16 protein-coding genes are annotated in these 19,220 nt (G+C 53.3%); 5 read left to right on the forward strand and 11 right to left on the reverse strand.

Annotation, left to right across the window (positions count from 1 at the left end):
* Positions 1-5: 5 nt before the first annotated feature.
* Complete coding sequence (istA, locus tag AB4Z19_RS29780) at positions 6-1,529, reverse strand: IS21 family transposase (RefSeq protein ID WP_442025528.1); 1,524 nt, start codon at positions 1,527-1,529, stop codon at positions 6-8.
* Between the two features lie 206 nt (positions 1,530-1,735).
* Between istA and AB4Z19_RS29785 the strand changes: the two genes are divergently transcribed.
* Together AB4Z19_RS29785 and bla are read left to right on the forward strand one after the other, a co-directional pair.
* Complete coding sequence (locus AB4Z19_RS29785) at positions 1,736-1,960, forward strand: LytTR family DNA-binding domain-containing protein (RefSeq protein ID WP_442025529.1); 225 nt, start codon at positions 1,736-1,738, stop codon at positions 1,958-1,960.
* A 145-nt stretch (positions 1,961-2,105) separates the two neighbouring features.
* The gene (bla, locus tag AB4Z19_RS29790; protein ID WP_442037068.1) at positions 2,106-2,948 is read left to right on the forward strand and encodes a subclass B3 metallo-beta-lactamase; all 843 of its coding nucleotides are present in this window, start codon (positions 2,106-2,108) and stop codon (positions 2,946-2,948) included.
* Between the two features lie 208 nt (positions 2,949-3,156).
* Here bla and AB4Z19_RS29795 read toward each other — a convergent pair whose 3' ends face one another.
* From AB4Z19_RS29795 to AB4Z19_RS29805, 3 genes are read right to left on the reverse strand one after another with little or no spacing between them, the layout of a single operon-like run.
* Complete coding sequence (locus tag AB4Z19_RS29795; RefSeq protein WP_442028068.1) at positions 3,157-5,121, reverse strand: DUF3732 domain-containing protein; 1,965 nt, start codon at positions 5,119-5,121, stop codon at positions 3,157-3,159.
* Positions 5,121-5,627 (reverse strand): three component ABC system middle component, encoded by a 507-nt coding sequence (locus AB4Z19_RS29800; RefSeq protein ID WP_442028069.1) that lies wholly within the window; start codon positions 5,625-5,627, stop codon positions 5,121-5,123. Before AB4Z19_RS29800 ends, AB4Z19_RS29795 begins: the two co-directional genes overlap by 1 nt.
* Positions 5,624-6,796 (reverse strand): ABC-three component system protein, encoded by a 1,173-nt coding sequence (locus AB4Z19_RS29805; RefSeq protein WP_442028071.1) that lies wholly within the window; start codon positions 6,794-6,796, stop codon positions 5,624-5,626. The genes AB4Z19_RS29800 and AB4Z19_RS29805 overlap by 4 nt, the downstream gene beginning before the upstream one ends.
* Before the next feature lie 180 nt (positions 6,797-6,976).
* On the opposite strand from AB4Z19_RS29805, the gene AB4Z19_RS29810 reads away from it, so the two are divergent.
* The 3 genes from AB4Z19_RS29810 to AB4Z19_RS29820 all read left to right on the forward strand — a co-directional run bounded on the left by AB4Z19_RS29810 (position 6,977) and on the right by AB4Z19_RS29820 (position 9,587).
* Positions 6,977-8,191 carry a hypothetical protein gene (locus AB4Z19_RS29810; RefSeq protein ID WP_442037070.1) on the forward strand — a complete coding sequence of 405 codons (1,215 nt, stop codon included), beginning with the start codon at positions 6,977-6,979 and terminating at the stop codon, positions 8,189-8,191.
* Positions 8,192-8,227: 36 nt separating this feature from the next.
* Positions 8,228-8,827 carry a hypothetical protein gene (locus AB4Z19_RS29815; RefSeq protein WP_442037072.1) on the forward strand — a complete coding sequence of 200 codons (600 nt, stop codon included), beginning with the start codon at positions 8,228-8,230 and terminating at the stop codon, positions 8,825-8,827.
* A gap of 91 nt (positions 8,828-8,918) precedes the next feature.
* Positions 8,919-9,587, forward strand: coding sequence for a DUF6710 family protein (locus AB4Z19_RS29820; RefSeq protein WP_442026747.1), 669 nt, complete (start codon positions 8,919-8,921; stop codon positions 9,585-9,587).
* A gap of 579 nt (positions 9,588-10,166) precedes the next feature.
* On the opposite strand, the gene AB4Z19_RS29825 is transcribed toward AB4Z19_RS29820, so the two are convergent.
* The 7 genes from AB4Z19_RS29825 to AB4Z19_RS29855 form a co-directional block, all read right to left on the reverse strand.
* Positions 10,167-12,392, reverse strand: coding sequence for a DEAD/DEAH box helicase (locus tag AB4Z19_RS29825; protein WP_442026745.1), 2,226 nt, complete (start codon positions 12,390-12,392; stop codon positions 10,167-10,169).
* Between the two features lie 8 nt (positions 12,393-12,400).
* Positions 12,401-13,705: an ATP-binding protein gene (locus tag AB4Z19_RS29830; RefSeq protein ID WP_442026743.1), complete on the reverse strand. Its 1,305-nt coding sequence runs from the start codon at positions 13,703-13,705 to the stop codon at positions 12,401-12,403.
* Positions 13,702-16,173 carry a TerB N-terminal domain-containing protein gene (locus tag AB4Z19_RS29835; RefSeq protein WP_442037074.1) on the reverse strand — a complete coding sequence of 824 codons (2,472 nt, stop codon included), beginning with the start codon at positions 16,171-16,173 and terminating at the stop codon, positions 13,702-13,704. Before AB4Z19_RS29835 ends, AB4Z19_RS29830 begins: the two co-directional genes overlap by 4 nt.
* 336 nt (positions 16,174-16,509) lie before the next feature.
* Positions 16,510-17,106, reverse strand: a complete 597-nt coding sequence (locus AB4Z19_RS29840; protein ID WP_442029402.1) for a hypothetical protein — start codon at positions 17,104-17,106, stop codon at positions 16,510-16,512.
* A 50-nt stretch (positions 17,107-17,156) separates the two neighbouring features.
* Positions 17,157-17,606: a hypothetical protein gene (locus tag AB4Z19_RS29845; RefSeq protein ID WP_442029400.1), complete on the reverse strand. Its 450-nt coding sequence runs from the start codon at positions 17,604-17,606 to the stop codon at positions 17,157-17,159.
* Positions 17,606-18,304 carry a hypothetical protein gene (locus AB4Z19_RS29850; RefSeq protein ID WP_442029398.1) on the reverse strand — a complete coding sequence of 233 codons (699 nt, stop codon included), beginning with the start codon at positions 18,302-18,304 and terminating at the stop codon, positions 17,606-17,608. Before AB4Z19_RS29850 ends, AB4Z19_RS29845 begins: the two co-directional genes overlap by 1 nt.
* 241 nt (positions 18,305-18,545) lie before the next feature.
* Positions 18,546-19,178 carry a hypothetical protein gene (locus AB4Z19_RS29855; RefSeq protein ID WP_442029905.1) on the reverse strand — a complete coding sequence of 211 codons (633 nt, stop codon included), beginning with the start codon at positions 19,176-19,178 and terminating at the stop codon, positions 18,546-18,548.
* Positions 19,179-19,220 lie beyond the last annotated feature (42 nt).

The following is a 19,220-nucleotide window of genomic DNA, read 5'->3' on the forward strand; positions in this document are numbered from 1 at the left end:
GATCCTTATTGGTAGTAGTTGGGGCCGCGCACGTGGGCGTGGTCGGGGCTGGTCCAGTCGGCCTGGGGCGCGCTGGCATCGCAGTCGCGGTTGTTGGCCAGGATGTCGCGCACGTGGCGGTACTGGCAGGCGCCAATCTGCAAAGCCAGCGTGCAGCCGGCCTCCAGGCGCGGCTTGCCGTAGCGCTTGGCCAGCGACAGCAGGCCCAAGCAGGCGCGGTAGCCGTGCTCGGGATGCTTGTTCTCCTCCAGCAGACGGGTCACGGCTTGGGCCGTCGCGGGGCCGATGCTCTGGCCCCAGTGGATCAGGCGCTGCGGGGTCCATTCCATGTGCGCGCGGTGGGCGGCGGGTAGGTGCGCCGCCGTGGTCGTGAAGCCACCCTGACGCTCGTTACGTGGGTGGCTGGCCACGCGCTGCCCCCGGTGCAGCAGCTCCACCATCGTGCGCGTCAGGCGCGCCTCCAGCAGCTGGCCGACCAGGGCGTGCGGCACGCTGTAGCGGTGGCGTTCAATCTCGACGTGGTAGTCGATGTGGACCCTGACGGTCTTGAAGGTGGCCAGTTCGTAGCGCTGTTCCGGCAAGGCTTGCAGGACCGGGACGTCCAGCTGGGCGAAGGCGCTGGCCCGGCTGCCGGGCAGCTTTTGGAAGGGCCGCTGGTTCAGGCGTTCCAGCAGTGGGGCGATGGCCTGGTTGACCTCGTGCACGCTGGCGAAGCGCTGATGGCGTAGACGCGCGAGTATCCAGCGTTCGACCACCTGTACAGCCGACTCCACCTTGGCCTTGTCCTGCGGGTGGCGGGCGCGCGCGGGCAGGAAGGAGGTGCCGTAGTGGTGCGCGAAATCGAGCACGGTATCGTTGGCGCGCGGTTCGTAGCGGTTGGCATCGGAGATCAGCGCGCGCGGGTTGTCCGGCACGATCAGCTGGGGCACACCGCCGATGAAGGCCAGCGCTTGCGCCGTGGCGCCGAGCCAGTCGGCCATGGTCTCGCGCGCCGTGGCGCAGGCGAAGGTGTAGCTCGACGCCCCCAGGGCCGCCACGAAGATGTGGGCGCGGCCGCCGTCGGTGAGCGGCACGGTGGGGCCGGCGAAGTCGATGAACAGCTTTTCGCCGGCATGGTGCACCTGGCGCATGGAGCGTTTGAGGCGCTTGGCGAAGCGCCGGTAGTTCTCGCAGTACTGGGAGTAGCTGTAGGTCTGGGCGTCGGCATGCTCGGCGCGGTGCTCCTCCCACAGCAGCATCAGCGTCATGCCCTTGCGCCGCAGCTCGTGGTGCACGCGGCCGTAGTCAGGCTGCACGAAGTCACTCTGGCGCTGCGGCGCCGTCAGCAGGCGCCTTTCCAGCGTCGTCTCGTCCAGGTCCTGCACGGTGGCCCAGTCCAGCTTGGCCACGGCGGCCAGGCTCGCATACTTGGCCACCACGCCCTTGGAGATGCCAAGCGCGGCGGCGGTCTGTTCATGCGACAGCCGGGCATCGAGTTTCAGTCGAAGTACGTCTTTAATTTTACGCATTGTCATCCTTGGTGCGGGCATGCTGGTTCCGGGCAAAAAGCCCGCAGCGTACCCGTTCGGTTGATAAATGCGTAACACCGTGACGGCGCTTTACGGCGCCGTGCTGGCATCGTGACCGCCGATTCCGGCATCGTGACCGCTCATTCCGGTCAGCTGCCAAAATCGGTCACGATGGACCAGAATGGCCGGTCACGATGGACCGGAATCGGCGGTCACGTTCGACCGGAATGGCCGGTCACGTTCGGCCGGAATACCCAGTCACACTGAATCGCCTTGAAATCATGCTTTCGCCTAGCGAGTTCCTCCGCGTGCACCGTGGAGCCATAGTCAGCCGAGAGCAGATCGCGCGCCTAGTTACCACTGGAGATGGGACATATCGACTCACCTTGCGTTGCGGCGGCGAGGTAGCGGTGAGCGAGCGATACCTGAACGCTTTGAAATCATTCATGTAACCCGCGTACGCGACACGCCCGCCTACTCCACTTTACACGCGATGTGATGAATCGCCGAATGCCTGGGATGACTGCGCTGTACCGGTCGCCACTACCATCCCTATACTGCTAGCACTCGGTAACATTTCACCCGCAAGGAGAAAACTTGAAAGCTCTCGCAGCAATGATCTTGGCCGCGCTCTCCGCGTCTGCCATAGCCGATGCACCTGAATGGAGCGCACCGCATAAGCCCTTCCAGATCTACGGCAATACCTATTACGTAGGCACAGAAGGTATCAGCGCTGTGCTAATCACCTCTCCGAAGGGTCATATTCTTATCGACGGCGCTACAAAGGAAGGTGGCAAAATCATCGCCGACAACGTGAGGACGCTGGGTTTCAAGTTAAAGGATGTGAAAGTCATCCTCAATTCACACGCCCACTACGACCACTCGGGCGGTATTTCAGAACTGCAGAAACTGAGCGGCGCCAAAGTGTTCACTGGCGCTGAAGGTGCGATAGCGCTTAGCAGCGGCACGACGGCGCCGGAAGATCCACAATTCGGCGCCATCGACGATTTCGAACCGGTCGCGAATGCACATGCAGTGAAAGAAGGCGAAGTGGTGAAAGTTGGCGCGCTGGCCGTCACCGCGCATCTGACGCCGGGCCACACGCCGGGCGGTTCCAGCTGGAGCTGGAAGGTGTGCGACAAGGGCGTATGCAAGAACTTCGTTTATGCCGACAGCCTGACTGCGGTTTCTTCCGACAGCTACAAGTTCACCGCGCATCCTGAAGTGGTCAGCAGCCTAGAACGCAGCATCAGGAAAATTGGCGCACTGCCATGTGAGGTGCTGATTACCGCGCACCCGGAATTCAGCGATATTTTTGAGCGCCATGCGCGTGCGGAAAAAGAAGGCGTAATAGCATATGGCGACGGCACCTCCTGCAGTAAGTTGGCGCAGGCCTCCAGCGACAGACTGGCAAAGCGCCTGGAAAGTGAGCGCAAATAAATGAAAAACCCGCGGTGCGTCGCGGGCTTTCTAACTGAACGGCTGGAGGTGTTGACGCTACTTTAAGCAGCGTACGCCAATGTTTTGGGCCGAGATTATATTCAGTCGACTCAATGAAGCTGTGTTCTGCGCCGATGCGCCATTGCAGAAGCTAAATCCAAGAGCCGGAGCTAACCGCCCTTAAGCAAAGTCGATGATATGCTCGTACTCAGCCACTAATCCAACTCGGTGGCACAAGAGCGTCCCCGCGCCATTCTGCAACCGGAACTACATGGGAAAGCCCCCCCCAAGCTTCTTCGTCAGCGTGATCAAGCACGATAATCTGTAAGGCCTCACCCTTTTTTCCTACGACCTTGTCAAAAAGCATGAACACTTTACGTACTGCTTCCAGGTCTTCATCCTTTAACTTTGGCTCAGCTTCGTCAACATCACCTTTTTCCTTCACCCTTCGGGTCGGGAAATAGACTTGGCTTGGTTGATCATAAATAAGTAAGCCGGGAACCGGGCTCCGTTTCTGGCTAAGGAAGTATCCCTGAAGCGCCAAAGTGACAGCGACGTGATAGGCCAACCAATTCGCTCCGCTTCCAATCTCCCAGAGGTAGTCGTCGCGACCATCACGTGCGACTTTGACCGTAAGATCCTTCACGATAAGCTTGATTGGAGCATCAGGCCATTCGCCGTCCAATTGAGGTAACAGCTTTGCCGCATAGCCTTCGACCACATTGAGCGCCTTTTGCTGATTGCTACGAATCTCATGTTCTGCGACAAGCGGCTCCAGCTCCTTAGCGCGATCGCGAAGCCTTTTAATCTCTTCACTCAACTCAGATGTCGGTTCGGCTGCCTCGAAGAGACGAATGGACTCCTCCAATCTCCCAAGAAAGCGAGCATTGCGCTCCCGCCTCAAACTAACATCTTTCGCAATCTTTGAACGCTTCTCGATCGCATCAATCTCTCGTCTAACAGCATTCAAACTTCCCAGTTTTTCCTCTGCCAGCTGTCTCTGGCGCAGCGTTTCTTTACCTAGGTTCTCAGACGCACGAGGGAGGGATCTTAAGCGCAACTCAACTGCATCCAGCGCCAGGCAAAGCCTATTAAGCCTAGTTCGGCCTTCTTCACTCGGCTCGAAAACTTCGTTGCCGCGCTCCTCTACCATGCCACGAATCCATTTCGACAGTGCCAACCTGTCGCGTTGGATTTCCAGTGCGTTTGCGAACGAGTCACTACTACTTTCGAGCCGTTGAAGATCCTTTAGGTGCTGGCGGCTGACGTTATATTGAGCTGTCAGTTCTGTTTCATTGACGCGCAGTTCCTTGAGGCGAGCGAGCGCGGCATCCAATGAGTCGATCGTCTCTTCATTTGCTGACGGATCGGTCTTAACGACGGTACGCAAAAGCTGAAAAGTCGAAGCCCAATCATTAGGTACGGTGGTTTGGGGTGGTAATAGACCGAATTCAATCGCCTGCCGAACCAAAGCTTGACCGTCTCGCTGCCAGCGCGTTCCCTCACCCTGCCGGGCCTTCAACTCTCCTTCCTTGCGTCTCAACGCGCGGTGCAGGTGCTCCAATTCGTGCCGCGCCTGCAGCAACTCTGGAGTGATGGCTCCAAGGACATACGGGAAAATAGTCTTGAGCTTCTCGCGATGTTCAGTCGTATCTGCCTTGAAAAACAATACGTCCGGGTTCGCGACAATATTCTGCGGCTGAAACGTGAAGGCCATCAGATCCCGGAACCCAGGGCGGCTTTTAAACGGGTCCGAAGTGCCCGGTTCAAAATTCAAGTTAGACAATCCAGCCAAGCGATCTAACGTTTTTTTTACGCTTTCAACATTCGAGTTCTTACTAGGTGCTTCTTTTGGGATTGTGATGCTGGCTTCCTCAAGCAGAAACATATCTGACGTACTTTGCTGCCTCCCAGGCTCTCTGCGCGCGAGAAGTTTTTCGCCTTCATCAGTAATAATCAGGACGCCAAACCAAGAACACGTCTCCCGAATGACACCGACCGGGATGGCACACTTCTCTGCGCCAAGGCAGTAATCAATTATGGGGATAACGGCCGATTTCCCTGTCTTGGACCGGCCGGTGATGACGTTGACCTTGCCCGACTGAAACTCCAAAACACGCGGTGCTTGCTGACTCTTCGGCCACAAAATGACCTTCTTAATTTGAAAATTCATTAAAAATCCACGTAAAGTGTTCTAGTCACCTGTTCATCAGTCAAGACGGCGAACCAGTATCCGAGCCGCTCGCACGCCGGGCTCAACCATTTCAAGCCATCAGGCATGTCGATTAACTGCACGCCTGCCTCTAAGGGATGTGCTCTGAAAGAGGCCTGGTCTAAATCAAGAGTAAATAGCTTTGCTCGCTCGCCAATCGCGATAGACTCTAACGTTAATTGTCGAAGTTGCAGGGCACGATCGTGAACTGCTAGTAGGTCTTCACGACACTCACCGAGCTTGCCTGCAAAAAGCGCTAGGCCCGAAACCTTTTGCGTCTTTCGAATCAGCTCCCTCGTTGGCCCATGCAAAACAAGAGGGAGTACCAGAAACGCGAGCGGCAGCGTCGGCTCCGCTTCTTCGCGGGATTGAAATGCCAAGCCAAACCTCCAAATTGCATACGCGCCAAGCGCAGGGTTTTGAACTGCAGCAATTTCATTCGGATATTGGAACTCGAAGGGATTCACTTATCACTCTCCTCGTCCAACAGCTCAAGATAGCGTGGATGCCAGCCCAAGTGTCTACGGTCCGCCAACGAATTGAAAGTTCCTGCAATAAAGTGCCCCGGAACCTTATTTCCCTCGAGCGGCGCCGTCACTTGCGCGCAGCGGTTGTAAATCAGCCTTCCTTGGACCACTTCAACCTTGTCGGAATGTGCATCACTCACTTCCCCCTGGATTGCCAAGTGCTGACGCGTCAAATCACGCTCAAGATCGTCGTAACTATTTTCGAATACCCGACCTAGCGCTCCCCACATCACCTTATCGTTGCTGGTTTGCAAAAAATCGCTAGCAGCATTAAGTTTCTGTTCCGAAGATAAATCGATAAAGTCAAGCTGCACTACAAAGTCCGGGCGCTTTGCTAAGAGCGACTCGACTTCACCCACAGTGGGTACAGGAGTTAGAGAATTTAGGAGTCCCGGCATGTTGTTCTTCTTTACAAAGGCTTGGAATTGTTTTCGGAAGTCGTCACATGACAGCAAAGCAACCTTTCCTTGTCGGATCAATCTGTCGGCTTCATCCTTCGCAATCCCAATCCCAATGGCACAAAGCGCGTCTATCAAGGCCTCATCTATGGTCGCTCGCAGAAACTGGCGCATAGGTTCCGTTGGGTCGTCATCCTCAGAAATGATCCCAATCCGTCTCACAAGCTCGTACCTTTTAGTGGCATCGAGGTTGAGAAATTTCGCCACGTGCGGCATGCAGAGGGCCGACTTCTTTGCTCTCATGCCCTTGGTAATAAAGGCAACCAGTTGATCCACTTCATCAGGCGTCGATGCCCTCGAAAGCGCTGCACTAAGTGTGCCGGAGTATGAGGGGGTGACATATAACTGGAACCGGGTCTTAGCGAGCACCGTTCGACCTGATTCAATGTCATCAATCCAATTACCAATTGACTTCCATAGATCGACCGACCAATCCGACAAAGGATTGTGAGCCAGCGCACTCTTCGTCTGTTCCAACAGAACCTGCCCATCCGCGTAATGCACCGCGACATCTTCCACATGTTCGAGTGAAACACTAGCTCCCTTGGGAGCTGTTAGTAAGTGGAAGAAAAGCCTCAATGGCTGCAGGGCGTAACCCAAGTACTGCCCTGGGACGTTGTGCTTTGATTTCACGACATTTGGCGCGTTCACCTTCGCTCCTTCAATCATTATCTTAACTAACCGCTGCAGAGATCTTGTCGAGTTAATCGCACACCCGCAATGGACGAAAAGATACAACTGATGCATAAAAACAACGCAGGCGCCGAAACCGGCGCCAGGCATTGAATCGTCAGAGAGTTTCTTAATCTAAGCCGTCGACGTCGATATCAAATGCTTACGCAGCGATTGACCAATTCATTCTCGCACGGCAATAATGAAAAGGACAACAGATTTTCACTTACGGCAACTCCAGCCAGTTGGATTGAGTCAAGGGGCGGCTCCAATTATGCGCAAGACGCGGAGCGTCTTGGCTTTGGCGCATCAACAGAAAAATGTCGACGTTCGTCGCGCAATCTCTGGGGAGTTCCCTCTCCAAAGTGGACTTCAGTTCGATATCGCGCTGTCTCCGTTGCGGTCATGTCAATCGGTTCCGCTAACAAATTTTGCATTGCACGCCAACCTATGAACAACGAAACGAACGAACAACTATGCGCCACCCCTCCAGCATTTGAGGAAAACAGTCAGCTCAAGCCCTACGATTACAAAGTTGGCGGGCTCGATAATGATGGTCTAAAAGTCATCAAGATATACACGAAGTTTCCGGGCTATGTGATCTATCGAACCGAGAACGCCATCCGAATCGACATTAATGACAAGCATCCAGATAAAGAAAAATACCTGGAGTGCCATTACAGGATCGGTATGCCGCTAGCGAGGATGTACTCGCTACTCCCCGAGAACCTTTCAACAACAGAATCAATCAATCGATTGGTTGCGCGTGCCATGACCTTGAACGTAGGCGGGCACGTCGAAGATGCCAAGGCGGTTCTTAAACATGCAGAAAGCCGGCTAGTTAAACTAAAAACGGTGGAAGGCAGACTCCAATATTCATTAAGCGCCTTCTGTTTGGTACTTCTCGCATTTTTAGTCTCTCAGTTCGATTTCTTAGGTAGCAGGCAGATTCTTGCTCAAGTCATTGCGTGTGGTGCACTTGGCGGTCTACTCTCAATTGTCGTAGGTTATAAAACCTTGACTATTGATGTGGATGCGGACCTCACCACCAATCGTCTAGTTGGAGGGTCGCGAATTGTGATTGCCGCTATTGCGTCACTGTTCGTGTATTTCGCAATCAAAGCAAACGTAGCCTTCTCTTTCGTGAAAGATCAACCAGATCAGTATGGAATCTTCATGTTCGCGATGGTTGCAGGCTTCATCGAGATGCTTGTTCCAAATATCATGAACAATCTCGCGAAGGACGCAAAGGTCTCCGCAGAAGGCACAGCGGAACGAAACAACGACTCAGAGTCCGAAGCACGAAACGCCAACAAGGTAAGGGAGTCCGGTGACAGTGGAGCAGCCACTCCTCAAGATGAGCTGCACAAATGATGTTTCACAAATCTATAAATTCAATATGAGGAAGCAATGGCGACAACACCTGATGTATTCATTATTGAGAGCCTCCATCCCACGGACGAAGGCAATGGACATTTCGAAGGAGTGATGCTCTCGCATGTTCTACGACTACACGGAAAAGTACCGGAATATCACTACGTTCGGACCCGGAAACAGTTCGAACAGGCAGTAGTGGCTTTCGGTGATTCGAACTATCGCTACTTACACATTTCTGCTCATGGTAACCGCGCTGGACTATGCACGACAAACCGAGACGATATCGATTACGACGACCTTGGCGTAATGCTTCGTCCTCACATGGAAGGCAAGCGACTCTTCGTATCTTCGTGCGAGATGGTTCACAAGGACCTGGCGGCCTCAGTAATTTCAGAAAGTGGGTGTTACTCTGTGACCGGGCCTACTAAGAAGATTTACTTTTCAGATTCTGCGCTTGTCTGGGCCTCGGTGTATCACCTCATGTTCTCCGAAAACAGCGCCGCAATGAAGCAGGCTTCGCTGCTGAAAAAGCTTCGACAGGTTAGCGAACTTTTCAACGTTCCACTTGCGCACTATGGGAAAGCGAAATCCAGGGCCGGCTGCACTGACGACCTACTGTCTGACGATCTTTAGACACCCCAACGACTGAGTTAGGTCTGGCGTCCAAGCTCCATCGCCATGACCTCATCTCTTAGAAAACCGAAACCCATTCAACACACCTCCTATGTCTTCGACTTTTGGCCGTCAGCGCAGGGAAATCAAGCAGGAATTCGATAGTCTAATGGCGTTCGCAATGGATGTAGCGGAAAATTCTCCTGAGTCGCTCCGCAACTTAGTTCGCCTATACCTTCGACCACTCCAATCCGAAATGCTGCTGGACGCCGCCAGCAAGGGAACGACCAGAGATGTTCCTGTCATTGATGAACGAGATTTCTTCTGGTTCGGCCAACAGGCTATGATTGGTCGCCTAAATCGAACGTCTCGCCGAAACATGAAATGCGAGTTGAGGCTGGACCGGGACATTATCCTGCCATGGCCGTGGGAGCGTAGCAGGCTTGTTGGCTCAATCTCGTCACTTGGCGTGCGAAAAGCTTGGGGGCGCTGGAAGCAGGATGAAATGAATCATCTGGTTAGCGTATGGTTACCTTGGGGCTTTGCCTTCGTCGGAGGTGGCAACCACTCGCTCGCTGCCGCAATTCTGGAGGGAGATGGAAAAGTGGCGCCAACGGAAGTGCACGATATGTCAGGAATCTTCAAACTAGTAGAATGCGACGGCAACTATTACATCAACAAGAAAGACCACTCAATCGTCGCACCTGTTACCGATGCCAGAATTGCCGCGGTATTCGAGATTGGCAGGATGATGCGTAAGTTCAAAGTATCTGCGTGGTAGATCAGGAAGAAGGACATAGGGACGTTGTACGCAAATGACTTTTCATATCAACGATTTCTGTCCTTTAGCGAAATTGCTGAGTTAGCCGAGCCTGGCGAAGAATACGCCTATGGAAGACCGCGTTGGTAGATTGCACCTGGGCGAATTCCGGTTTGCGGAGGACCGTCAGCGTAACGCTTTCATGTTCCAGACAGGTGCGCTCTCGCGCAACACCAGCATACAAAGTCATGACCTGATGTTCTCGGACGCGATTAGTTTGATATTCGCAGTAAACACTGGGACTGCGTTGAAGTTTGTGTGTACGACTTTCCTGCGGAGATGGAGCCCGAGAGGCAGTGGATTGCGCAATGCTTCGGGCAGGCGGCAAGAGTATATGGGTGGAATACACGTGGTCCTCATGAGACGGAAATTTTCGACCCAGTGTTTGGCCAGACGGTTGGTACGATGGCAGCCTCTGAACGATTCACCACTGCAAGCCAATAGCTGTTTAATTTCCAACAATTAGCGAACGCGGTTGTCCGCTCAAGGGGTTGCTGCCGCTCACCGAACAGCGTGTGAGGTCAAGTCTGAGTTAGTAAGTTAATCAGCGAATCCTTCCGCTAAGGCGCGTAACCACTGCCCCGCCTCCTCCAGATTGAGATATAGGCTCGCATAACTCTCTCTCAATAGCCCCTCCGGCAAGGCCCAATCCCATTTCGCTCGTTGTAGATTTTTGGCCCCCTCTAACATCACGTGCACATCAGGGAAATCTTCACTTGCGATATCTAATACTCTGTCGACGATCTCTTCCGCTGATGCTCCAAGCTTCATGACCTCAACACCGAGTCCTGCAGTTTGGGCCGTCAAGCCCCGATGATTCAGCAAGCATGCGATTGCCTCATTTGAGGCATCACCAAGCCAGGTGATCAGAAGCAGCTCATGGCCCTGATCTAAGATGGTGCCCTTGGCCAGCCCCTTCGCAGCATAATCAATTCGCGCTTCGGCGAGGAACCGCTGCGCGGTTTCGTCAAGGAAGCCTGGAACGTCATCTGCTTCCAGGAGTTCCCTCATTCTTTGCCTAACCCGCGTGTGCGTTCTTCCACTACCGCCACTGAAAAGAGGCGGAACACCTCCGCGAGCGCGAGTCACAAATATGGTCTTGGATTCGTCGTAAATACTTTCGACAGTCCATGTCTTCCCGGCGAAAAGAATACGTTGTCCGGCGCAGAGCATTTGTGAAACTGGAAGTGTCCCTAAAGTCTTGGCCCCAGCAACAATACGGTATTCATCATCGGTCGCGAAGGCGGCGTAAAAGGTGTAGTGATTGACAAATTTCTCGCCCAGCGCACCGTGCAGCAATAAGCCAGATGACTCTTGAATGAGCAAATCTCTCTTCCCGAGCTCTCGAAGCAAATCTGAGAATGCGGACTTTGACGTTCCATTGAAGGGAGCGCCCGGCGCACAAAACAATGCGTACAGCTGACTTGCCTTTGCCCCCCCAGCCTGAGCAACATGCGAAAGGATCTGCTGAATCAACGTTGAGTAATGAGCACCGTGCGCCATTGGAGGCTCAAACCAGCCGTCGGTGAGTAGCGAAATCATCGCAACCATCTGCAGAGTGCTCAGGCGCAGTGTAGTTGCAAGCGATGCCTTGGCAGTAATTGCGTCCTCAACGCAGTAACCGCGCAGGATCGCGGGCTCGCCCTTTCTACGACCAGACCGGCCGAGGCGTTGCCGCAGACTTGCGACGGAAGGCGGCGGCCCAATCTGAGCCACGCTTTTGACTTGTCCAATATCGATGCCAAGTTCCAGAGTGTTGGTGCATATGGCGCTTGCTGGCCTTTCTTTCTGCTTCAACGCCTCTTCCGTCTCGGCGCGAATCTCCTTCGACAGATTGCCGTGATGTGGCCAGAACTCATTTGGTACATGATTCAGTTCACAGAGCTCGTTTAGCAGATGCGTGAACCGTTCAACTTCACGCCGAGAATTAGGAAAGATGAGGTTGTTCGAACCACGTAAAGCCTTATAAAGATGCGCGGCAATTGCACCAGGCGCGACCGGCTCTGTTTCGCCTTCATCCTCGGAGGTATCGACGCTCTCTTCGGGTACAGCTATCTCCCGCGGCTCCTCGTATCCCTTTAAGAGCACTTTAAGCTCTGTGCTCGAAGAGCGGGAACAGACTATCTTTACTTTCGCCCCCGCACCTGGTCGTAGAAAATCAGCAGCCAGCGCCATATCGCCCAAGGTGGCTGATAGACCGATGCGTGGCAATGTGCGACCTATTACACGCTCGACACGATGCATCAACGACTGCAGCTGCTTCCCTCGTTCATTTCCAATGAAGGCGTGTAGTTCGTCCACCACGACGTATGCTGTCTCTGCGAAGATGAACTTCAACGCGGTACCGCGATTGCATAGAAGCGCCTCCAAAGACTCGGGTGTAATCAACAAAACACCAAATGGTCGCTCAAGAAAACGCCGTTTCGTCGACGACGATACGTCCCCATGCCAAGGCCAAACTGGAATGTCTAAGCGCTCGCACAGGCGCTGTAGCCGTCCGAATTGATCGTTGATTAGCGCCTTTAACGGGCTCACGTAGACTATAAGCTTGGAGGCCCCATTTCGTAAAAGATGTGTCAACGCCGGTAGAAATGCTGCCTCAGTCTTACCGGCGGCGGTAGCGGCAGCCACGATGACATCGCAGTCCGCGTTGACGATAAGCGGAATTGCTGCTTCTTGAGCGTCACGGAGCGACTCCCACTGCTCTGTCCAGAGGTAGCGTTGTATTCGCTCATCCAGTTGATAGAACGAAGAACTATCCGCCATCACCTTCCTCACATCTTAAATGAAGCGAACTCGTCTTCGCCGTCGGTCTCAATGGCTTGTTCGATGGCCGCGCCGTTATCGGCTTGGATTTCTATTCCCCCTAAGAGTTCCTGCCATGCGGCGCCCGGGTTTTGCTCTAGCACCGCGAGCATATTGATAAATGACGTGATTGTCGTACGAGGCGTACGGAAGTACGATTCTCCAATCCGGTTAGAGCAATACTCCATGAAGCTGGCAATACCCTGGTCCGGCAACAAGAACTTCGACTCATCTCCCATTGCATAAACAAATCGGACCTTCTGAAGAAGAACATAGAAGTCTTCAGGCGTTAGGCTCGAGAGCCGAACGACCGGGCCACTGAAATCGACCCTGCCATTTGCCGCAAACGTGTTCTCGGCGAGCCGACTTTGCAGCGCGGAGTAGCTGTAAAGTCCTCTGCGCGTGTCCATCAAAAATTCAGGCGTACCTCCTAGGACGAACCCCAAGCCTACAGCCGCTCCTTGGAGAGAGTCGTTCAGAATACGAAGAATCTGTTCGAAGTTCGAGTTCCTTGCTTGAGTATTTGCCAGCTTGTACAAGTTGACCAATTCATCCAAGCCAATTAGCAGGCCAGAGAACCCGGCTAAGCGAACAAAGCGCGCCATAAGTTTGAATTGATCATAGACCTCTGCATCGTCAACGATGGCGCGTACGCCTAGAGCCTGCCGTGCATCTGTCTTGGTATGGAATTCTCCACGCAGCCAGCGAATCGCATCGGCCTTCAGCTGCTCATTTCCATCTTCATAACCGCGCCAGTACGCTGCGATAACATCAGCAAAGTCGTAACCATTCACCAGTTCAGTCAGCTGGTCCAACTTATGACGGATAATTGCCTCGGTAGACTGGTCGCCAGCCTTAGCTTCCGCCTTGGCGGTAGCAATAAACTTCTCGACGATGCCAGCAAGCGCACCACCGTCTGGCTTCGTACGTGTCGATAAGCTCCGCATCAGTTCGGAATATAAGGAGCGAGCCTGGCCTCCTGTAGCATGAAGACGTCGGTCTGGATTCAGGTCAGCAGTGGCAACGACTAGCTTCTTCTCCAACGCAACGGCGCGCACGACGTTTAGAAAGAATGTCTTACCAGCACCATACTCTCCAATCACCAGGCGGAACGCCGCTCCACCGTCTGCGATTCGCTCGATATCGCCGACCAGCGTTTCAATTTCTCTCACCCGCCCCACCTGAATCAGATGCTGACCGGTCCGAGGCACTACGCCGGCGCGGAGGGATTGTATGACCGCATCACGGTCTTTGAGTCGGATGGGCGTATTCATGCAGCTAATTTCTCCAAGAGTTCAGGATTTACAGAGATGGGATCATCGCCTTCGATGAATGGAACATCGTGCGCGTCAAAAGCTGCTTCGTTGATGGTCTCCAACGCTCCGTCGAGCATCAACTCCAAGTCGGCAGCGGCGTCACCGAGTTCATCTCGCGCCCATTCGGACCTAGACATCAACAAACGCGCAAGAACTGTGTGTGGCTCGTCCAATCCCAGCAAATTTTCTTTGACAGGAACATCTTCGCTTGGGACTTCAGCGGTTTCATGAGAAGTCTCCTCTTCATTGAAAATGCCAGAAAGGAGTACTGTGACGGCTTCGGTGTCTTTTTGCAGTGCTGCGATACGAGCTACATCGAGCTTGAAACCCGTTCTTTGAGATTTTTCCGCAGATACTCCAACCGGTACTCCGCCCGCCGCCGCCACGTGCACGTCGGTGAAGACGCGCTTCGCATCCACACCGAGTGCCTTGTAAAGCTTCTCCAAGACCTTCACTTCCTCTGGCGACACTGTTCCGTCAGCCTGGGCAACAGTCGCCATGAACGACGCAATTGCATTTTTAGTGTTTGCATCCACTCCGTCGAGTTTGGATCGCAGTGCAGCCAAGGAAGCCGGTGTGATCTGTAGTAAGCGAAGATGCGCCTGAAGTCGAAGGATATGATTAGGCGTCAGGTGCGTCCACGATTGAACTTGGCGATGCAAGTGTTCCAGCTCCTGGGTACAGAAATCGCCGTCAGCATTTGCAACCGTCGATGCGAGCTGGAGTGTCAACAAGGCTGCCTTATATGTAGGAGTCGCGCGAACCGAGACGTCCTCTGCGGATACTGCAAAGAGTACTACGCTTTCGTCAGCTTTCGGTATTTTTGCGCCAGCAAGGATATCTGGCTCTATCCCAATCTGCAGCGACTCCAACGCTTGAGCCAAGGCTAGACTGTTTTCCTTGTTAAGCGCACCTTTAGCACCGATAGCATCCTGCAGCGCTTGGAACGTCATCACCACCCATTCGTTCCCGATACGCTCCCTCAAGGCATTGAGCGTGGAGTGAACGCTTGCAGGCCATAAGGAAACTGGAAGCAGCAGCAGCCCCTCTAAAGCATTACGGCTATCCGGGTTCTTGCCGACAAATCGGCTATAAGAGTCAAGCTCCTTGGTAACCACTTCGACCAAGTTGTTCAGCTTATTCAAGGGAGCAGTAAGAACCGAAACGTCTGGCACCTCGCCAATGTCGGCCACTTGAATCTGGCCACCGAATCCCGAGGACGCAGGAGCATAGGTCAGCTTCAACTTGGTTCGGTTCTTTGCGATGACTATGCCTTGACCGAAGGCTTTTTCGTATTCAATCTCGAATAGCCGATCGAATTCTTCAGCGCAGCGGTACGCTGCGGTTCGTAACGCAGACATTGGATCTAATCGTATCCATGCTAGCGCAAGCTTTGCTGGCACTGGCACCTTATTCAACGCAGCGTGCCCCAGCGCAAATCGCAGAGCGAACGGCAGTTCGCCTGCACGCTCAAATTTGGGCAGTGGAGTTAGATAAGGCTTCTGTTCAAGTTCACCTTGGCTTAGCCACATCAGCAAGGTACTTGCATAGCGCGCGAATGAAGCGGATTGCGCGCCGTATATGCCAATGAGTCGTTCCAGTTCTTTTCTGATGGCCGGCCATTCTGCTCGCAAGGATGGATCCTTGATGCTGTCGACGAGGACCCGGCGTTCGAGTCCGTAGAAGAACAAGAACACAAAGCCAATGTCGGCATCGGAATCCTTCCGTCCACCAGCGAGCCAGTTCAAATACGACCGTCTGGCCTCCGGTGAAATTGTTCCGTAGTCGGGCCAGTAACCCATTTGCCTTTCGGCGTAGTTCCCTCGCTGAGACACCGGCTTTGAAGGATCAATCAAGCAAGGATCGTTTTGGCGATTGCCCGCCACCAGCCTAGTACCGACGTATATCAATCCACCTGGCAGCGATATGCCAGCTACAGTTATGGACTCTCCCAAGGGTATGAACTTGGCTTCGCCATATCCAGGCGGAGCCTTTGGTATCTGATAGGCCGCGGTGGTCTGCTGCGCAGCGCGCTGAACGCTTACAGGTACCTCAGTCGTAGTACTCGTTGACTGACGAGCCTTCGGCATCGGCAACTCCGCAACGTACCGTGATTTCGTCGGCTCGAGGTTTACGACGCCTATTGAAATTTCGACCGACGCGTCCTCCGACTGATGAGGCTTCGGCGTAGTCATCACCGATTTGTGCTGTGATTTCGTAGGAGTCGAAGGTGCGGGTGTCCTCGGAACTGCCTGAGTATCAGATGGCTTCTTCCACTTGGACTGCAAATACACAAAGCCGGCGACGACCGCAGCGAAACCAAGAACAATGAGAACAGGCGTAGGTAGCGAAAACAATCCGAACAGCACTACTACAATGACGCCTCCGACTATCGAGTCAGCTCCACTCTTTTTTTTCTTGGCCATTGCGGCTCCTCGTCCTAACAAAGATGAAAGCTATCCCGCACGCATTGGAAATAGCCATCAGGTAATTTGCCTTTTTGAAGTGAAAAAGGCAACCCTTATTAGAAGCTCGTCACATAGCGGCCACAGCATAAAATTGGAATTAAAGTCTGAGACTATGTCGGCAGAATGCATGTACCCTTTAGGGCGTCCTCGGGCGTGATTATGTGTGAGTATTTCCGACGAAAACAGTCGCGCGCTGGGCGCCAGTGGTGGCGCAAGGTGATCCGGTCTATGCCGCTGCAGACTCCTCCCCTCGAACGCCCCTCCGTATGGCGGGGCTATCATTTGAGGACATAATTACCGCATCAGCTTTGGCGCCAACCATTCAACAATCTTGGATGATGCTTCCGCTACCTCGCTCCGATACGAGTCGGGTTGATCGGCCTCCAAGACGTCGTAAAGAATATCCCGCGCTTTGCCTTGCGCTTTTTCTGCAGCAAACTTTACAGTCGCCAAAGCCTCCGGATTGATCGAAGTGAGGTAATTGTAGACGCTGCGGCGGAGCTCCTTCTCCAGTTCAAACAGCGTTGACCAGAGAGGCAGGAGCTCGGCACCATTCTTCCATACCACCCTTGCCTCGAGGATGGCGGACTCGAGAATATCGCGCTCAGTCACCACGGCATCCCAGCGCTTCTTGTACTCTACCGCTATGCCGTCAAATCTCGCCTTCTCGGCGTCGGATAGTTTGACAGGTCGATCTTTCATCTCGAACCAGATTAGGGGATTTCGCACTCCGTCAATGGCGCTTTGATACTTCGCGACCGCCAGCGCGATCTGACGGGCTAGCGCAAAGTCCTGCTGACCTCGAAACTGACGCTGCCAAGTTGTTAAACCCTTTGTGGCGATAGAGGCCGCATAAACAGCCGCGCCCGCCGTTATTACATCCTTCGACAAAGCCAGATATGTGCACTTCCGCAAACGTCAACATAGATTCCATTTCTCAGCTATTTGCCCCGAGATGCTGTTTCACCTTCTGTAATGCTCTTCTCAATTTTCTTCACAGTGCGCTTAGTTGTCTGACTAAGCGCGACGTTGCTTGAAACGCGCTCAATTAAGTTCCGGTATTGTTGACGACGTTCCGCCTGAGTAAAGTTGCCACGATCAATTAGGTCGAGAGCCTGATCAATGGCGTCGTTCCCGATTGCCTTCTGTTTAAAAAGAGACGTGATGGTCGGGGAATGCATAATCAGAATCCCGAGCGTTATCCAGCCCCACCAAGGCGCCCCGGAAAAGTCGGCAAACTCTATAGATTTAAGCGCTGGAGCGAATAGTCTTGCTGTAAATCCAAGAGTGCAACCAAGTATGACGCCTAAGCCTGTACGAGCAGGATACTTTGTGAAGATAATATCAAGTGCGCGATTGAGGATACGCGAGCCGGAGTCTACGTTGTCCATTAGATACTCACTCCGCCGGGCGTAAAATGCGGCTTCGCGTTGCCTAGCTCCTTCTCCTGTGGAAGCAGTGCTTTTCGAAGGTTTCCATCGCCGTCTGTAAAATCAATGTCATCTGAGTTTTTCACAATGAAATCGATGAGTTCTCGTGCTTCAAAGCTTGTTGTCCCAAATAAACCGTTGCGGATTCTATACTGAACCACGGCCTCCTTTAGCACGAGCAGACCCAACGCTGCGATTGAGACCGTCGCGAACTGAAGTAAGTCAAGATCCGGGAACCTCAAGCTAAGGATTGAGAGTACGGTGGCAGAGGCTAGCAGCGCCAGCTTTACTCCTGAATGTCGCTCCTTAAACCTTCTCAAATAGGTTAGGGAGAGAGCCGCGTCCCTCGCCGCGACGACTCGCTCGGATATGGCTAATCCCATTATCCGAACAGTTGCTGAGGTCACGGATATTTCAATATCGACGATAGAATTTGTTAGTAGATCGGTGAGGATGTTGAGCACAAAATAGCCTGCTACAACCAAAATCAGGACGACAACAGAATAATTGGAATCTTCGCGAAAGACTTTGAAAAGAAACGGCATCACTGCCCCGACTAAGCCCATTGCAATTGAAATGACTGTACGATGAACATGCGGCGAAACAACCTTTGCTAGTTTAGCTAGAAGGCTGAGGTGTTCGTTATCTTGATCGTCCATGGAGTATCGCCTTTCGTAGATGCGAGCCTTTAAAGTTAGCAAGCTGTATGTGACGTCCGCATATGGCTGCGGAACAAATTCGCACTGTAGCTCATCCAACAGTGCCTGTAAGACAAATATTAGTCACTGCACTTTATGGTGCCAGGTCACGTTCCGGCTCCATCCCCACATTACATCTCCCTCAGGTCTCCTGGCGAGTTACATTCTCGCTTTGCCGGGGCTTCGTACGGCGAAACTGTCACTAATTCTGGGGACGTAAAGTAACCTCTATATCCACTGAGCGACCGTCCGCATCGTAATTCGGCGCTCGTGCAATAAATTGACGGGATTCACCTGGAGGAATAGGTTCATCGCACGTGACTTGTGCCGAGAGCTCTGGTCCCGCCGTTGGATTTCGGTACACCCTGCCCGACTTGCAGTTCTGCCCCGCTCCAGTGACCTCTAATTTCATATAGCCGTTAATCTGTGCGGTTGCGACTGCATGGGCAACTATTCGAGCAATCCGCGCAACAGGCGCCGCAGAAATGGCTATTAAATTGGTCTCACCAGTTCCAGACCCTCGAAATGTCATCGGAATGACTTCGGTAATCTTTGCCGCAGGACCGTCGCATCGCACGCCTTCCGATCGCTTTAGTTCTCTGTCTCGCGATTGAGCTTCAAGATTTGCAGCAACCAACTGCTGTTGAAGCAAAGGAATCGAATCCGCGCTCGCTTTCAATTTCGTAAGCTCTTCGCTGCTAACGTGCGTACGCCCTAGCAGAGTCATAAGACCTGCATACGCTGCGAATCCAGACAGGAATGCTCCAAATAGCAGGGACATGAACCAAAACCACGGACTGTCTTTGATAAGCACAAGCGAATCTGATTTCACCATTTTGGCCTCCAAGCGCAGCGCGGAACGGGAACCTAAAGAAGT

The sequence above is a fragment of the Pseudoduganella sp. RAF19 genome, assembly GCF_052114165.1.
Taxonomy (GTDB): Bacteria; Pseudomonadota; Gammaproteobacteria; order Burkholderiales; family Burkholderiaceae_D; genus Rugamonas.

What these genes read in the sequence shown, in the direction of transcription:
- istA (WP_442025528.1), bottom strand. Translation starts at nt 1,529, where the DNA reads ATGCCCGCACCAAGGATGACAATGCGTAAAATTAAAGACGTACTTCGA.
- AB4Z19_RS29785 (WP_442025529.1), top strand. Translation starts at nt 1,736, where the DNA reads ATGGCCGGTCACGTTCGGCCGGAATACCCAGTCACACTGAATCGCCTT.
- AB4Z19_RS29795 (WP_442028068.1), bottom strand. Translation starts at nt 5,121, where the DNA reads ATGAATTTTCAAATTAAGAAGGTCATTTTGTGGCCGAAGAGTCAGCAA.
- AB4Z19_RS29810 (WP_442037070.1), top strand. Translation starts at nt 6,977, where the DNA reads ATGCTTACGCAGCGATTGACCAATTCATTCTCGCACGGCAATAATGAA.
- AB4Z19_RS29815 (WP_442037072.1), top strand. Translation starts at nt 8,228, where the DNA reads ATGGCGACAACACCTGATGTATTCATTATTGAGAGCCTCCATCCCACG.
- AB4Z19_RS29820 (WP_442026747.1), top strand. Translation starts at nt 8,919, where the DNA reads ATGTCTTCGACTTTTGGCCGTCAGCGCAGGGAAATCAAGCAGGAATTC.
- AB4Z19_RS29825 (WP_442026745.1), bottom strand. Translation starts at nt 12,392, where the DNA reads ATGGCGGATAGTTCTTCGTTCTATCAACTGGATGAGCGAATACAACGC.
- AB4Z19_RS29830 (WP_442026743.1), bottom strand. Translation starts at nt 13,705, where the DNA reads ATGAATACGCCCATCCGACTCAAAGACCGTGATGCGGTCATACAATCC.
- AB4Z19_RS29835 (WP_442037074.1), bottom strand. Translation starts at nt 16,173, where the DNA reads ATGGCCAAGAAAAAAAAGAGTGGAGCTGACTCGATAGTCGGAGGCGTC.
- AB4Z19_RS29845 (WP_442029400.1), bottom strand. Translation starts at nt 17,606, where the DNA reads ATGGACAACGTAGACTCCGGCTCGCGTATCCTCAATCGCGCACTTGAT.
- AB4Z19_RS29850 (WP_442029398.1), bottom strand. Translation starts at nt 18,304, where the DNA reads ATGGACGATCAAGATAACGAACACCTCAGCCTTCTAGCTAAACTAGCA.
- AB4Z19_RS29855 (WP_442029905.1), bottom strand. Translation starts at nt 19,178, where the DNA reads ATGGTGAAATCAGATTCGCTTGTGCTTATCAAAGACAGTCCGTGGTTT.